The 14,403-nt window shown below is 42.9% G+C and carries 14 protein-coding genes; 5 read left to right on the top strand and 9 right to left on the bottom strand.

The genetic code is table 11. The features are described 5' to 3' along the window. Positions 1–19 precede the first annotated feature (19 nt). On the top strand, positions 20–949 hold the full coding sequence (locus tag GYA54_03265; GenBank protein ID NMC51720.1) for a magnesium transporter CorA family protein: 930 nt from the start codon (positions 20–22) through the stop codon (positions 947–949). 134 nt (positions 950–1,083) lie between these two features. On the opposite strand, the gene GYA54_03260 is transcribed toward GYA54_03265, so the two are convergent. Continuing rightward, positions 1,084–1,350 carry a hypothetical protein gene (locus GYA54_03260; protein NMC51719.1) on the bottom strand — a complete coding sequence of 89 codons (267 nt, stop codon included), beginning with the start codon at positions 1,348–1,350 and terminating at the stop codon, positions 1,084–1,086. Positions 1,351–1,429: 79 nt separating this feature from the next. On the opposite strand from GYA54_03260, the gene GYA54_03255 reads away from it, so the two are divergent. The 3 genes from GYA54_03255 (at position 1,430) to GYA54_03245 (ending at position 4,976) form a co-directional block, all read left to right on the top strand. Next, on the top strand, positions 1,430–2,902 hold the full coding sequence (locus GYA54_03255) for a cysteine--tRNA ligase (GenBank protein ID NMC51718.1): 1,473 nt from the start codon (positions 1,430–1,432) through the stop codon (positions 2,900–2,902). Between the two features lie 250 nt (positions 2,903–3,152). Beyond that, positions 3,153–3,509 (top strand): hypothetical protein, encoded by a 357-nt coding sequence (locus tag GYA54_03250; protein NMC51717.1) that lies wholly within the window; start codon positions 3,153–3,155, stop codon positions 3,507–3,509. Positions 3,510–3,590: 81 nt separating this feature from the next. After that, entirely contained in the window at positions 3,591–4,976 is a 1,386-nt protein-coding gene (locus tag GYA54_03245) for a hypothetical protein (protein NMC51716.1), read from the top strand. A gap of 72 nt (positions 4,977–5,048) precedes the next feature. Here the strand turns inward: GYA54_03245 and rlmN are convergent, their stop codons facing one another. After that, positions 5,049–6,050, bottom strand: coding sequence for a 23S rRNA (adenine(2503)-C(2))-methyltransferase RlmN (gene rlmN, locus GYA54_03240; protein NMC51715.1), 1,002 nt, complete (start codon positions 6,048–6,050; stop codon positions 5,049–5,051). Positions 6,051–6,147: 97 nt separating this feature from the next. Here rlmN and mgtA point away from each other — a divergent pair, with 97 nt between their 5' ends. Then, positions 6,148–8,676, top strand: coding sequence for a magnesium-translocating P-type ATPase (gene mgtA, locus GYA54_03235; GenBank protein NMC51714.1), 2,529 nt, complete (start codon positions 6,148–6,150; stop codon positions 8,674–8,676). 42 nt (positions 8,677–8,718) lie between these two features. On the opposite strand, the gene GYA54_03230 is transcribed toward mgtA, so the two are convergent. From GYA54_03230 to GYA54_03200, 7 genes are all read right to left on the bottom strand, one after another. Continuing rightward, on the bottom strand, positions 8,719–8,961 hold the full coding sequence (locus tag GYA54_03230; GenBank protein ID NMC51713.1) for a hypothetical protein: 243 nt from the start codon (positions 8,959–8,961) through the stop codon (positions 8,719–8,721). 155 nt (positions 8,962–9,116) lie between these two features. Beyond that, positions 9,117–10,178: a DUF333 domain-containing protein gene (locus GYA54_03225; protein ID NMC51712.1), complete on the bottom strand. Its 1,062-nt coding sequence runs from the start codon at positions 10,176–10,178 to the stop codon at positions 9,117–9,119. 86 nt (positions 10,179–10,264) lie between these two features. Next, positions 10,265–10,462 (bottom strand): hypothetical protein, encoded by a 198-nt coding sequence (locus tag GYA54_03220; protein NMC51711.1) that lies wholly within the window; start codon positions 10,460–10,462, stop codon positions 10,265–10,267. Between the two features lie 13 nt (positions 10,463–10,475). Next, positions 10,476–10,685 (bottom strand): hypothetical protein, encoded by a 210-nt coding sequence (locus tag GYA54_03215; protein ID NMC51710.1) that lies wholly within the window; start codon positions 10,683–10,685, stop codon positions 10,476–10,478. 47 nt (positions 10,686–10,732) lie between these two features. Then, positions 10,733–11,998: a replication-associated recombination protein A gene (locus GYA54_03210; protein NMC51709.1), complete on the bottom strand. Its 1,266-nt coding sequence runs from the start codon at positions 11,996–11,998 to the stop codon at positions 10,733–10,735. Positions 11,999–12,248: 250 nt separating this feature from the next. After that, entirely contained in the window at positions 12,249–13,184 is a 936-nt protein-coding gene (locus GYA54_03205) for a DMT family transporter (protein ID NMC51708.1), read from the bottom strand. A 46-nt stretch (positions 13,185–13,230) separates the two neighbouring features. Next, positions 13,231–14,196: a permease gene (locus GYA54_03200; protein ID NMC51707.1), complete on the bottom strand. Its 966-nt coding sequence runs from the start codon at positions 14,194–14,196 to the stop codon at positions 13,231–13,233. Positions 14,197–14,403 lie beyond the last annotated feature (207 nt).

Raw genomic sequence — 14,403 nt, 5'->3', positions numbered from 1 at the left:
ATGTTATAATATAAATACTATGCTCTCAAAAATAAAAGAATTAAAAACAAGGCATGCTTTGTGGCTAGATATCACCAACCCGGACCAAGACAATCTGAAATATCTTCGGCAAGAGTTTGGATTTGATCCGTCTGATATAGCTGAGTGCGCTCCACTTCTGCAGCGGCAGAAAATCAATGACCGCCAGAAATACATCTTCATCGTCCTGCAGTTCCCGGTTTACAATCGTGAGGTGGGGACAATCGAGCCGTCGGAGTTGGATATCTTTGTCAGCAAAAAACAACTAATAGTCTGCCACGACGGGCGACTAAAACCCTTGGTGGACTTTTTCAACCTCTGTCAAACTGATCCCTTGACCAGATCGACCATAGAAAAAGACGATGCCCTGACTATCTTTTTCAAGATACTAAGCAAGCTATATAATTATTGCTATCCGATTATCAACCATATCAATCTGGATATTGATAATGTGGAAAAACAGATCTTGAGCAAAGCGGAAGAAGAAACTATTCGCAATGTGCTTCTGATTAAAAGAAATATCGTCAATTTCCAAAAGACCCTGCAGTCACACTATGGCATACTGCAGAGATTTGTAGAAAGTATGATTAATTTTAATTGCCCAGAGGGATTGCGCAAGGAGTTTATTTTTTTGGTCAACCATACAAAAGATATTTGGAACACCCTAGTAAATTACAAAGATACCATCAATGCCCTACACGAAACGCAAACTTCGATGACCAACCTAAAAATAAACGAGATAATGAAAACCCTAACAATATTTTCGGTCATCGTTTTCCCACTGACTCTTTTGGCCGCGGTTTTTGGGATGAATACTGTAGAATCAATGCCTTTCGTGGAAAGTGAACATGGTTTTTGGTATATTGTTGGACTGATGCTTTTCGGGCTGTGTATGATGCTTTTGTATTTCAAAAGAAGGAGATGGATATAAATACAATTCCCAATTTCTAATTTCCAATTTCCAATAAATTTTTCAATTAAGGCCGCTGATAGGACGGTTTTTTGTTGATAAAATAATAACCGCGGGAGGAATAGATCCACCGCGGTTAAGCCTGCTCTGGCATTTCATTTTTGAGAGAGCTTCTCTCGGGCCTCTGTAGCTAAAACATACGGCCCTAATAACGTACCGCGGTAATAGACTTCGAAACCACTATTTTTTAAAACAACCAAAACCTCATGCTCTGTGGCATAGATACCTTGTCCTTTGGACATCCTTTCTATAATCTCTTTAACAAAAATATTGTTTCTGCTCTGGTCTTTTAAGAAATGATTTAGGGCGGAGAGAACAGCCTCCTTCCCCTCCTTTTCTAATACTCTTATTTTTTTGTACATCTTTTTTCCCCTCCTATAAGATATGATGATCCTGGTTGCCTTATTGGCTTTTTTAAGATAAGATTACCTTATAACAAATATGCGAAATGTCAACATCTACAATACACTTGGCCGGGAAAAACAGAAATTCCAGCCACTCAAAAAAGGGCGGGTTTTGATGTATCATTGCGGGCCGACAGTCTATTGGACCCAGCACATTGGCAATATGCGCGGCATGGTAACGGCGGATTTGATAGTTAGGGGCTTGGAATATCTGGGGTATAAGGTGAAGCTAACACGCAACTATACTGATGTTGGCCATTTAACTTCTGACGCGGACGAAGGGGAAGACAAAATGGAAAAGGCGTCTCGACGCGATAATTTGGAGCCAGACAAAATTGCCAAAAAATATATTGAAATTTTTGAGCAAGACATAAAAGAACTAAATACCCGGCCGGCGAACTATAAGCCCAGAGCGACAAGTGTTGTCCCAGAGGTGGTCCAAATGGTAAAAACCCTCCTAAAAAATGGCTATGCTTATGAAACCGATCTGGCGGTTTATTTTGATATCAGTAAAGCAAAAAAATATACTCAGCTATCTGGCCAAAAAATGGAAGAAAATATCAAAGATGCCGGCAAGGGGGAAGTGAGCGATCCGGGCAAAAAGAATGCCGCTGATTTTGCCTTATGGTTTTTCCGTGCTGGCAAGCACCAAAACGCCTTGCAATATTGGAAATCCCCATTCAAGTCAAAACTGGTAAAAAAAGGTGAGGGTTTCCCGGGCTGGCACATTGAATGTTCGGTCATGTGCAAAAAATTCTTGGGAGAAACGATTGATATTCATATGGGTGGAGTGGAACATATCCCTGTGCACCACACCAATGAAATAGCTCAGAGTGAAGCGGCTAATGGGGTAAAATTTGTTAATTACTGGCTGCACAACGAACACCTAATGGTGAATAATAAAAAAATGGCGAAATCCGAAGGCACTGGCTATGCCTTGAGTGAAGTGAAAGAAAGGGGCTTTGAGCCGATGGCGTTGCGTTATTTCTTTTTGCAGGCGCATTATCGGAGTAAACAAAACTTTACCTGGGAAGGACTTGAGGCCAGTAAGGTGGCATACCAGAAATTAAAAGATTTTATGGCCGCTGGCGAAAAGGGTAAATCACAAGCTCCAAATCCAAAATCCCTGCCCCACCGGCAGGCAGACAAAATAAATCACAAATCACAAATCCAAAAATATAGACAACAATTTATCACTTATATTTCGGATGATTTTAATATTCCAGCGGCTTTGTCAGTAGTTTGGGAAATTATGAAAGACGATTCACTCCCCTACCCTGATAAAAAGAAATTGATCTTGGATTTTGACAAGGTATTGGGATTAAGATTGGATAAAATAAAAAAAGAAAAAATCACCGTGCCAGAAGAAGTGCAAAGCTTGGTGGCGGAAAGGGATAAGGCCAGAAAAAATAAAGACTGGACAAAAGCAGATGAGCTACGAAAAAAAATTGATGGATTGGGCTTTGTGGTGGAAGATGCGGATGGTAAAAGCGTGGTGAAAAAGAAATAATTTTCCGTCTGGCAAGGGTCTATCTGGCCCTTGTTTTTTATTGGGTGGAAATCTTTGACAAAGTAGCGGGGAATTGATTAGATAAAGGCAAAGAAGCAAGTCTAAAAAACAAAAATATTAACAAGGAAAAAGGATTGGAGGCCTTATGAAAAAAATAATCAGTTGGCTGTTTACAAAGACCCTGCTTCTGGTCACAATCGGTGGCCTGTGCCACCTGGTACAGTGGCTAGTGAGTAAGGTAACAACCCCGATGCCATGTTGGATTGCGGCTTGGGTCGGTCTTGCATCCGTAGTCTTCTTCTATCAGGGCTGGCCGAAGGTAATGTCCCTAAACCGCCACAAGGACGGGAAAAAATTCGACCTTTTCTATGAAGGTTTTTTGACCGCCCTCGTCTGTTCGGCGGTAACCTTTGTCCTGAGTTTTATTCCCGGACTCTGGGAAGATCCACATTTTAGAAAATGGTTTTCTTCCCTTGTCGCTACAATTGTTCTGGCCAACCTGATGTGGCTAGGATATTTATTGGCTGGCCGCTATATAGGATCTTTGTTGTGGGCCAAAAAAGCCAAAGAAGACCGGGTCTGCATCTTGGATGTCGAAGGAGGATGATAACTCACGAAAGGATGTGACCAATGAACATAATTCCGGATGAAGAATACGACGTCGGAAGTATGGTAGATGATGACGACTTTGCCTCGGAAGCAAAAAAAAAGAACCCGAGCAGGAAGACACGATCTTTCTCCGACACAAAAAGTCAGCAAACTGAGATTTCAAGGGGATAGGATTGCCGAAGAGGCCCTGCTTTTTATGGCCGATGATCAGGCTCCAAACATGCCCCGCATAGTTTGTCAGACTCGCTATGCTCATCTGGCAAAGTCTTCTCGGGGGCAAATACTGGTTCTCGTTACGGGAAGACAGGAGATAGATAAAACCTCCCTGAGGGGAAATATCGGGGGCGGTCTCGGACCTATGTTTCAGATAAGAATAGGTGATATTCTGGTCAGAGATATACGACTATATGCCCCAGTAAGTTGGCAGCTGCTCCTGGCCGAAGATGGCTACTTTCCTGCCTGGGATGAACAAGGAAAAGAGCGGATGCCAGTGGAGATACCCAGCAATTGCTGGGTGGAGGAAACGGAAGATGGGTATCTTGTATGTGATTATAAAAGACACCCGCCGCATGAAATAAGCGAAGCAAACAGGGAGGCAATCGTAATGGGAAAAAAAGAACCAACTCCTGCTGAAACCAAAGTTTTGTATATAAGTTATAATACAAAACTCGGTCTCCAAGGAAAAAAAACAGGGGGGAGGAAAAGAAGGTCATGGCTGACTGGCCACGAAACGCGGCCCTACCCAGGCTATGTACCGATCTTGGTCAGGGGAGAACTCGTGCCTTGCGAGGGGAAACCCGGGGTATGCAAATTCCAAATCAAGAATATTCTCAGTCTGGACCCCGAAAACCAGCCGGCTCGACAGCCAGACCAGCAGCCAGTTCCCCAGCCAAGTCAACAAACCAAGCTGCTGTATATCTCTGCTGGTGCAAAAACAAAGATCGCCAGCCTTCCCCCAGGGGGAAAAACTATGATTAGCGGCACGACTGAAAATAGGCGCGATCTCTGCCCGGTAATGGTTAAATCTGAAGGGCTGACGGAGCTAACTCAGTCAGAAAGTGGCTTTAATCCGCTCCATAAACAATATCGCTTTTCCTCCTCGGCGATAGTGGATGTGTCCGTGACCCAAAGTCCGTTGACATCGGATGTCCAGGAAATACACGCTACAAAAATCGAGCCGCCCGCTTCCGCCCCCCAAATGGTAGAAAAGGCAACTGGAGAAAAAGCTGAACTAATTTTACCAAAAGATAGCACCACTGAAGCCGGAACAGGGGTAAAGCCAGTCTACAACCATCCCCCGAGCGATGATGGGGATGGTGAATGGAATGGAATGGTGGCGAGGCTGTTGGAAATCGTATCCAAAAACGCAAATACACAACAGCCCCTAAAAATTACTGTCAGAGAAACAAGGGGCGGGGTAGTAAGAGAAATGATTATGGAACCGATAACGGAACAAAAGGAGTGAACGTTGTATAAAATAGGAGAAAAATAAAAAGGGACTGACAGTAAATGTAGTCTCTTTTTTATTTGAAAAAAATTATTTTTTCCGACCGGCGAGCTGACCACAAGCGGCGGCGATATCACCCCCAAAACTATGACGGAAAGTGACACTGACTTTTTTCTTTTCCAAAATCGACTGAAAGATCCGGCAACGGTCCGGCGGTGATGACTCGAAAATGCCAGTCAGGTTGTAGGTCATCAGGTTGAGATGGTAGAGCTTTTTCTTTATTAGCTTGGCGAGGGCCTCAGCTGCAGCCGGACCGTCATTTTTGTCTTTGATCAAGAGATATTCAAACATCACCTTGCGATGACTGGCGCTGAGGTAGTAATCAACGGCCTGAAAAATTTGCTCCAGTGGATATTGCCGGGCAATGGGCATAAGACTAGCGCGTAATTGATCATTTGGGGCGTGGAGCGAGACGGCCAGATTGACTGCCAGGTTTTCTTTGGCCAGCTTTTTTATGCCAACGGGAATGCCGGCCGTGGAAATAGAAAAATGGCGCGCACCAATATTTAGACTATCTTTACTGTTGAGAAACCTAATGGCCTCAAGAACATTATCATAATTTAAAAATGGCTCACCCATGCCCATAAATACCACATTATCTACCCGTCCCCCTTTTGACTTTAGATAGCGGCTAAAATATAAAACCTGATCTACAATTTCTCCTGCGGTCAAATTCCGCTGGAAGCCCAGCTTCCCAGTGGCGCAAAAAGTGCAAGCCAAGGGACAGCCAACCATAGAGGAAACACAGACGGTATTTCTCTGCCCCGGATAAGACATCAAGACTGATTCAACCGATAGGCCATCGGCTAGTTTTAATAAAATTTTGATGGTGCGCCCGTCAGAGGAAGGAAACTCTTTGGCATCAAGAGGCAGGGGGAACTCCTGCTGTAATTTTTCCCTCAAGACAATGGGGAAAACCGTGGCCGGAGCCCAAGTGCCCAGCAAATCAACAAAAATCAGGCGGAGGGCCTGACTCAAGCGAAAAGATGGTTCGGCTGATAAAATTTGTTTTAATTTTTCCAGATCAAACATAGATATAAATTTATTCTCTCACCTTAAAAATAAAAAGTCAAAAAATAAACAAGCTCTCTTTTTTGTGTTAAAATAAAATCATCATTATTTAAATAATATGAAAAATTTGGCACTTGATGATTATAAAAAAACCAAAGTAGAGGATGTTTTGAAAATGCTCCGATCCAGTGAAGCTGGGTTAACCGAAAAAGAAGCCGCCGAACGGCTGAAAAATTATGGCCCCAATGAGATTCATAGAAAAAAGAGGCTTTCGCCAATCTTCAAGTTTTTTTCCTATTTTAAAAATCCACTAATCATCATATTGATAATAGCGGCACTGGTTTCTGAGGCAACGGGAGAAACAAAAAACTTTGTGATAATCATGGTGATGATTTTTTTGAGTGTAATTCTAAATTTTTATCAAGAGCACAAGTCTGGAAAGGCGGCTGAAAAAATAGCCAAAAAGCTGACGGTGACAGCGACAGTGATCCGAGAAGCCAGAGAAAAAGAAATCCAAATAAAGTATTTGGTACCAGGAGATATCATCTCACTATCAGCTGGTGATATTATACCAGCCGATGGAATGATCATTTCAGCCGATGACTTTTTTTTCAATGAATCAGCCCTGACGGGTGAAAGTTTCCCCGTAGAAAAAATAACCAGGGACCATGGTGATAATCTGGTTTATTCGGGAACCAATGTGATATCTGGCTATGCTAGAGTGATAATAATTAAAACTGGGGCTGAGACTGAATACGGAAATATAGCTGAAAGATTGGTGCGCCAAGAGGAGCCAAGCGCTTTCGAAATTGGGATAAAAAGGTTTGGCTTTTTGATAGCTAAAATAATTTTGATACTGACAGCCCTGATTTTTTTGATTAATGCTTGGAATGATAAAAATCTGGTTGATTCTTTGGTATTTTCTATTGCTGTGGCGGTGGGGATAACGCCGGAGCTCTTGCCGATGATTATGAGCGTCAATATGTCCAAGGGCTCAATCGCGATGTCAAAAAAGGGGGTAATCGTCAAGAGACTAAATGCCATCCCAAATTTTGGCAGTATGGACATACTGTGCACTGACAAAACTGGTACCCTGACAGAGGATAAAATCACGATAGTCAAATATATTGACCCGAGAGGCAAAGAATCACCGGAGACACTCCGTTTGGCCTATATTAATGGCTCTTTGGAAACAGGGATAAAGAGTATTTTGGATAAAACAATTCTGGATTTTAAAAATATCAGCCTGAAAGGTGTGAAGAAAATAGATGAGATACCTTATGATTTTATCCGCAAGAGATCTTCTATTATTTTTAAAGAAAAAAATAGCACCCTGATGGCCACCAAGGGTGCGCCAGAAGAAATTTTCAAAATTTGTTCTTCATATTATAGCGGTGGCAAGGAATACAAAAACAGCCCAGAGGCAGAGAAAAAAATTGTAAAACTGTATGAGGAGATGAGCCGACAGGGTTTTCGGGTGTTGGGGGTGGCCAGAAAATTGGTCCCCAGTGGCAAAAAAATTTATGCCAAAAGCGAAGAAACGGCAATGACGCTGCTCGGCTTTATTGCCTTTTATGACCCGCCCAAAAAAGATGTCAAAGAAACCATTGCCCTAATGGAGCAACACGGGATAGAAATAAAAATCCTGACTGGTGACAGTCCGCTGGTGACAAAAAAAATATGCGCTGATCTAAAGATAAAAATCAAGGGCATACTATCGGGAGAGGAATTGGATATAAACAAGCTGGATGACAAAGCCCTGGCGGTCAGGGCTCAAAAAAATACTATCTTTGCCAGACTCTCACCCAGCCAAAAAGAAAAAATAATTGAGGTCTTGCGAAAAAGTGGCAAAGTAGTTGGCTACCTCGGCGATGGTATCAATGATTCACCGGTGCTCCTTGGAGCCGATGTCGGGATATCGGTGGATAATGCCGTAGATGTAGCCAAAGAAACAGCAGATATTATTTTACTAAAAAAGAGCTTGCGGGTACTTTTGGATGGGGTAATAGAAGGCAGAAAGACTTTTGGGAATACCATGAAATATATGATGATGGGCTTGTCATCCAATTTTGGTAATATGTTTAGCATGGTTGGGGCGGTAATATTTTTGCCATTTTTCCCGATGTTGCCTGGGCAGATACTTTTGAACAATTTTCTCTATGATACATCGCAATTATCAATACCGAGTGATAAAGTCGACCCTGAATACCTAAGAAAACCAAAGCATTGGAATATTTCTTTTATTAAAAAATTTATGTTGGTTTTCGGGCCAGTCAGTTCACTTTTTGATTTTTTGACTTTTTTCTTTTTGTATTCAATTTTTCACCTGTCAGGATCGAATTTCCAGACTGGGTGGTTTATAGAGTCCCTGGCAACTCAGGTTTTCGTAATCTATATTATCCGCACTAGAAAAATACCTTTCCTCCAGTCTAGGCCCAGCAGTTATTTATTGATAACAACTCTCGGCATAGTCGTGGCAGGAACGATGATCGCCACTACCCCTCTGGCCAAAATATTTGGTTTCAGCCCTCTGCCGGCTGGTATTTTGATGATAGTTTTTGGCCTGGTAATTATTTATCTATTGTTGGTGGAAATGGTGAAAAGGGCGTTTTATAGGAAATATGGAGGCGAAGAACAAAGAATATAAGCAAAAAAAGCGCCGACTAGGCGCTTTTTTACAATTAACCAATTATTGATTTTGGGTTGCCTGCTTTGATTTCTTGAGGATAATAATACTCAAGACGAAGGCAATGGTAAAAAATATGGCGCCACCAAAACAAGGGGTCAGAAAAGGATTGGTGATATTGCCGGGGCAGCCAATTTCACAGGTGCCACTACTCCACCAACTAATAAGCTCGCGGCCAAAATTGAACCAGGCAAAAAGCGTACCAATAAGTAGGACAACAAATTGGGCGGTAAGGAGTTTTTTCATAAAAAAGATTAATTTATGGCTAATAATATTTTGGGCTATTGACAATTGGTGATAAGGGTTTAAGATAGAGGTAAGCAAAACCCTGGCTCGTGCGTCGCCTCAAGGCTGGAGGGAAAATCCCTCATTATAAAAAGGAACCTTTTGGTTCTTTTTTATTATGGCTGGAGAATGTCCTCAGAACGGCCATCAATGGAAATGACTACGGATTTGACTGTGGAAAACTGTAGTAGGGTTTCGGTGATTTCCGCGCGCACAGCAGATACACGACAGGAACCGCCAGCCGCACTCTCTAGAGTTTTATCGAAATCAACCTTGGCGACGCCTTTTTCTATAGTCAATTTTTGGATTTTAACACCCTCGGGAATGTTGGAAAAATAACCGTTATCTTTCTCTGCCTGGCTCGGTCCTTTTAATAATTCTTTTATGGCTGCCTCGGCTACAGCCGGGGTTTTTAGTATTTCTCTTTCAATTGGGAAAACTTTTTGGCAGGAAATTTCCGGATCAAGATTGTTATTATTGAAAAATACTTTGACTTTTTCGGTTTCGCCCTTGAGCAGGACCACGGGAACTTTTAACTGCAAATCATTGCCTGGCAAACCAGAAGGGTTGTCTTTGTTTAAAAGCAAATAACCCTTGTCAGTGATAGCTAGGGGAAAAGACAATTCGGCTTTAAATGGAACATAATCTTCGGTCATCCAGTCTCCGCCAGCTGGCGGATCGGCTGTAGCTACGCCTGTGGCCAAAATATTATCAAACTCATCAACCAATTTGACTGGGAAACTGGCTTCAAAAAACCAGGTGCCCCGCGCTTCACCGGTAATCGTAAGCGGACTTTGAACAGTTGTGTCTTTTTGGGGTGTGATAACCTTGATCCCGGGTTGGCATTCTCGTCTAAATAAAGCCCACTCCTCACATTCACTACCGTCTTTGAGGGTGCATACCCCATATTCACCGCCAGTCTCATCTTTTTTTATGGTCAATTGGCCACCCTGATCAAGGCAGTTTTTGGAAGCTGGATTGGCGAGACCAACAGGGTTATTTTCGTTGGTATTAATCGATTCGCCGCAGACAGAAGTGGGCATCGGAGCCTCGGGGTTGCCATGTTTCACCCATACGCCATTAACACACAGCCAGCCATCTTCATTGCCACGGATGACAAAAAGTACGCCAGCCAAGACACAGAAGAAAAGAAAAGCCAAAAGATATTTTTTGAACATATATTTTGATTTACTTATTCTATAATTATCCTAGCGCAAATCTGAACAAAAAACAAAGGGAGAACCTTTTGGGTTCTCCCTAGATTTTAGGCCGCCACAACAGCAAAGTCGTGGTCGATAAGCAGAAAAGCCGCTTTTTGCTCCTGATCTATCCCCTGAAAGGATAGGGTATCTGTGCCGGTGTCGGGGTCAAGAACAGAAGAGAAAGCAAAGCCGGCTCCGCTCAAGAGACCGTCGACCCTTCCCAGTGTGGTGAAGTCTCTGACCTCCTTTACTATCAGCATAGTTGCCTCCCTATCAGTTGGTAGAAATGGTCTTGAAATTGATCCTGGCCTCTCGTAGCTTTCGAACAGCTTTTCGTCCGGTCTTGCGCTTGCCAAACTCTACAATCTTGTGGCCAGCCTCCGGATTGAAAAAACCATCACGATGGGGAAAAGTGGCCAGTAATTGGCCAACGCGAGCCAAGTCTTCGGCATCTGTTACCTGCCTCACAAGAACTCTGGTCATGACGACACCTCCTTTTGTGCTTTTGTTTCAATATTTTTTAACTAATTCTATTTTTCAAAATAATATTGGTGATCAGCCAATTCTTCTGGTAGATAATCCTGTTTACCCTCTTCCGGGCTGTAATCGTGACTATATTTATAATTATTACCATATCCCAGCTCTTTCATCAAGTGGGTGGGGGCGTTGCGCAGGTGCAGGGGCACTGGCAAGTTGAGGGTATTTTTGACGTCTTCTTTGGCTTTCATCAGCGCAACATAAGAAGCATTGGACTTGGGTGCCTTGGCCAGATAGACCACACCTTGAGCTAGATTGATCTGGGCTTCGGGCCAGCCGATTTTGTCCACCGCTTCAAAAACAGCATTGGCCACAACCAGAGCCATGGGGTCAGCATTGCCGATATCTTCCGAGGCGAGGATGAGCATGCGGCGGGCGATAAACCTAGGATCCTCGCCAGCTTCTACCATTCTGGCCAACCAATAAAGCGCCCCGTCAACACTGCTGCCGCGCAAAGATTTAATAAAAGCAGAAATAACATTGTAGTGTTCATCACCCGCCTTGTCATACTGCAGAGCCTTGTGCTGGAGGGCCTCTTCAATCAATTTTTTATCCACAACATGCTGACCGGATTTATCTAGGCGGGTATTTTTTGCAGCCACTTCAAGGGCATTGAGAATAACCCTAGCATCGCCAGAGCTGGACTTGATCAAAAAATCTTCAGCCTCCTTGTCTATCTTGGCTTGATATTTGCCAAGGCCGCGAGAATCATCCTTGAGAGCGCGATCAATAATAACTTTCAGATTTAAAGGAGTGAGCGGCTTGAGCACATAAACGCGCGAGCGAGAAAGTAGAGGGGCGATCACTTCAAACGAAGGATTTTCAGTGGTGGCACCGATAAGGGTAATTATTCCCTTTTCCACAAAAGGCAAAAGTCCATCCTGTTGGGCTTTGTTCCAGCGATGAATCTCATCTACAAAAAGAATCGTGCGCTGGTTATTGTACTTTCGCCTTTCTTTGGCCTCTTCTACTACGGCGCGCAAATCTTTGAGCCCGGCAGTGACACCAGACAGCTCTACAAAATAAGAATTGGTCATCTTGGCGATGACGGAGGCCAAGGTGGTTTTGCCAGAGCCCGGCGGCCCCCAGAAGATCATCGAGGGTAGATCATCGGCCTCAATAGCGCGGCGGAGCAGGGTGCCGGGGCCGACAATCCCCTCTTGGCCCAAAAACTCATCCAAAGACCGTGGGCGCAGGCGATCAGCCAGCGGTGCACTGGATTGAAGATTTTTATTCATTTGGTGGTCGAAAAGGTCCATAGGACAAGACTATTAAAGCATAAAAACACTAAAACAAGAGTTGCTTTAATGCTTTCATGTTTTTATGTTTTAATGATCTGCTATTTCTCCCGGCAACCACACTTGCATTCATCCCCACACTCACAGCAATAACAGCACAGATCTGGCCTGCAGGAGCATTTTGTGTTTTCATCTAGGGGCATACCGCAAGCCTGGCATTTTTCTTCCATATTTATGTTGTTAATTTATAATTCATTGCTATTTTTATGGTCTATTGATTTTTTTGGGTAATGACCAGATAATTGGCTAGAATAATAAATAAACCCCCAATAATTATATTGGCAGTAATTGGCTGGTCGAGGAAAAGCGCGGCTAGGGTGGTGCCGCTAACCGGTTCCAAGAGCATAATCACGCCAGCTTTGACTGCAGAAACTTTTTTGACGCCGTAGAGAAAAAAGAGATTATTGGCGATTTGGGTAATGAGACTAAAAATAATAAAAAAAATCCAAATCCAAAAAGGCCATGAAAAGGTAAAATGAATTATAGATTGATCCTGAGTAGCCAACCTAAGAATGGGGTAGAATAGGGCTAAAAAAATTAATAGGAGAATTTCTCCAGTGAAGAAGCTATTGACTGGATCATTGCCCCGCTTGGATAAAAGGCTGCCAACAGATACCCAGCCGGAAAGAGCAATGCCGCCGAGAATGGCGATGGCGAGGCCAAGCGGCTGGCCGATGGTTGATATGTCCTGCGGATTTAATAAAATAAAAACGCCGAGGAGGACAAGTAAGACCGAGATTATTTCCCGGCGGGAAATTTTCTCTTTTAAAATCAAAGCGCTGGTGAGCGTGGTCCAGAACGGCTGAGTATAAAGTAGGAGTACAACGATAGCTATAGGCACACCAAAAAATAAACCACCAAATTGTGTCAAAGAACAAAGAGCAAAAATAAGCCCATAGAGGAATAATAGCGGGATGTTTTTTGTTTTGTAACTATATTTTTTGTTGAATAAGATAAAAGGGAAAAGCACGGCCACCGCTCCAATAAATGGTAGGGTTGATACTTCAAAAAGAGACAGACCGAGATTGGCAAAAATCTGTCCACTGAAAATAATGGCGCCAGAAATAATGCCGGACATCATGACAAAAAAGTATTCTTTTTGGAAAACCACTAAATTGGGCTTGGAATTATTGCCTCGAGTGAGCATAAAGATTTGAAAAAACGATCGATAGAATAAGATTAACAAAAATAAACTAAATTATCCAGTTGAACAGATAGCCGGTAAAAATTATCCCGAGTGTCAAAACCGTAACATAAATAGCCAATAATTTGAATTTCAAGACCTTGCGCAAAATAATCATCTCGGGTAAAGATAAGGCGGTGACAGCCATCATAAAAGCCAGGGCTGTACCTAGCGGTAAGCCCTTCTCAATAAGAGAAACGACAACCGGCACAATGCCGGCGGCGTTGGAATAAAGTGGCACCCCAACAATAACGGCGACAGGCACGGCTAAAAAATTACGCTTGCCGGCTAAAGTGGCTAAAATATTTTCCGGCGCATAGCCATGGATAGTTGCGCCAAAACCAATACCGACTAGAACATAGGGAAAAATTTTTAAAAACAAACCCCAAGAGTATTGCCAGGCCTCACTCAAACGAACTTTTATTTTTTGTGGCGAGTTGCTCTGACTGGAAAAATTTTTTCCCTGATTAACATATTTTTCTAATAAATTTTCCAACCGAAGACGCCCGATGATAAAACCGGTGACAACAGCAATAACCACCCCCGAAATAATATAAATAAGGGCCACTTTCCAACCAAAAAGACCCAGCAATAAAACAGCGGCCACCTCGTTGACCATGGGTGCGGAAACAAGATAAGAAAAAGTCACGCCCAAGGGTACGCCGCTTTCAACCAGGCCGATAAAGAGCGGGACCGCGGAACAAGAACAAAAAGGAGTGACAATGCCCAAAAAGGCCGCCAAGACATGGCCGGCCAGTTGAAAGCGTTGGGTTAATATTTTTTTTATCTTTTCTGGCGGAAGATAGGAACGAACAAAAGAAATGAAAGTAATAATAACCAAAAGAAGGATGGCAATCTTGATGCTGTCGTAAAAAAAATAACTGACAACCTCCCCAATAGATGACGAGCTGTCAAGGCCTAGAAGGCGAAAACAAACCCATTCAGAAAAAATTTTAACCGGATAAAAAATATTCATGGCCAGATTGGGTCTTATCAACCAGGATAATAAATAATTGGTCGCAATTACTGAACGAAGCTCGAACTTTTTTGAACGGAAAATGCTTGATTAGCTCCGCTCCGCGTTTCCGCCCGCCGAAACTCGGCGAGCAAAGCAAAACAATTTTCTTTCAATTTTTTAACGCCCGCCCGCCAAATTTTTCTTAAAAGGAATTGAAAATTGTTT

The organism is Candidatus Kuenenbacteria bacterium (assembly GCA_012797775.1).
In the GTDB taxonomy this organism is placed as follows: Bacteria; Patescibacteriota; Patescibacteriia; order UBA2196; family GWA2-42-15; genus JAAZMX01.
This window is presented reverse-complemented; position numbering and strand designations above follow the sequence as displayed.

Excerpts from the sequence above, each read along its gene's own strand:
- GYA54_03210 (NMC51709.1), bottom strand. The coding sequence starts at position 11,998 with ATGGACCTTTTCGACCACCAAATGAATAAAAATCTTCAATCCAGTGCA.
- GYA54_03205 (NMC51708.1), bottom strand. The coding sequence starts at position 13,184 with ATGCTCACTCGAGGCAATAATTCCAAGCCCAATTTAGTGGTTTTCCAA.
- GYA54_03225 (NMC51712.1), bottom strand. The coding sequence starts at position 10,178 with ATGTTCAAAAAATATCTTTTGGCTTTTCTTTTCTTCTGTGTCTTGGCT.
- GYA54_03215 (NMC51710.1), bottom strand. The coding sequence starts at position 10,685 with ATGACCAGAGTTCTTGTGAGGCAGGTAACAGATGCCGAAGACTTGGCT.
- GYA54_03250 (NMC51717.1), top strand. The coding sequence starts at position 3,153 with ATGCCATGTTGGATTGCGGCTTGGGTCGGTCTTGCATCCGTAGTCTTC.
- GYA54_03255 (NMC51718.1), top strand. The coding sequence starts at position 1,430 with ATGCGAAATGTCAACATCTACAATACACTTGGCCGGGAAAAACAGAAA.
- GYA54_03220 (NMC51711.1), bottom strand. The coding sequence starts at position 10,462 with ATGCTGATAGTAAAGGAGGTCAGAGACTTCACCACACTGGGAAGGGTC.
- GYA54_03265 (NMC51720.1), top strand. The coding sequence starts at position 20 with ATGCTCTCAAAAATAAAAGAATTAAAAACAAGGCATGCTTTGTGGCTA.
- GYA54_03260 (NMC51719.1), bottom strand. The coding sequence starts at position 1,350 with ATGTACAAAAAAATAAGAGTATTAGAAAAGGAGGGGAAGGAGGCTGTT.
- GYA54_03230 (NMC51713.1), bottom strand. The coding sequence starts at position 8,961 with ATGAAAAAACTCCTTACCGCCCAATTTGTTGTCCTACTTATTGGTACG.
- rlmN (NMC51715.1), bottom strand. The coding sequence starts at position 6,050 with ATGTTTGATCTGGAAAAATTAAAACAAATTTTATCAGCCGAACCATCT.
- GYA54_03200 (NMC51707.1), bottom strand. The coding sequence starts at position 14,196 with ATGAATATTTTTTATCCGGTTAAAATTTTTTCTGAATGGGTTTGTTTT.
- mgtA (NMC51714.1), top strand. The coding sequence starts at position 6,148 with ATGAAAAATTTGGCACTTGATGATTATAAAAAAACCAAAGTAGAGGAT.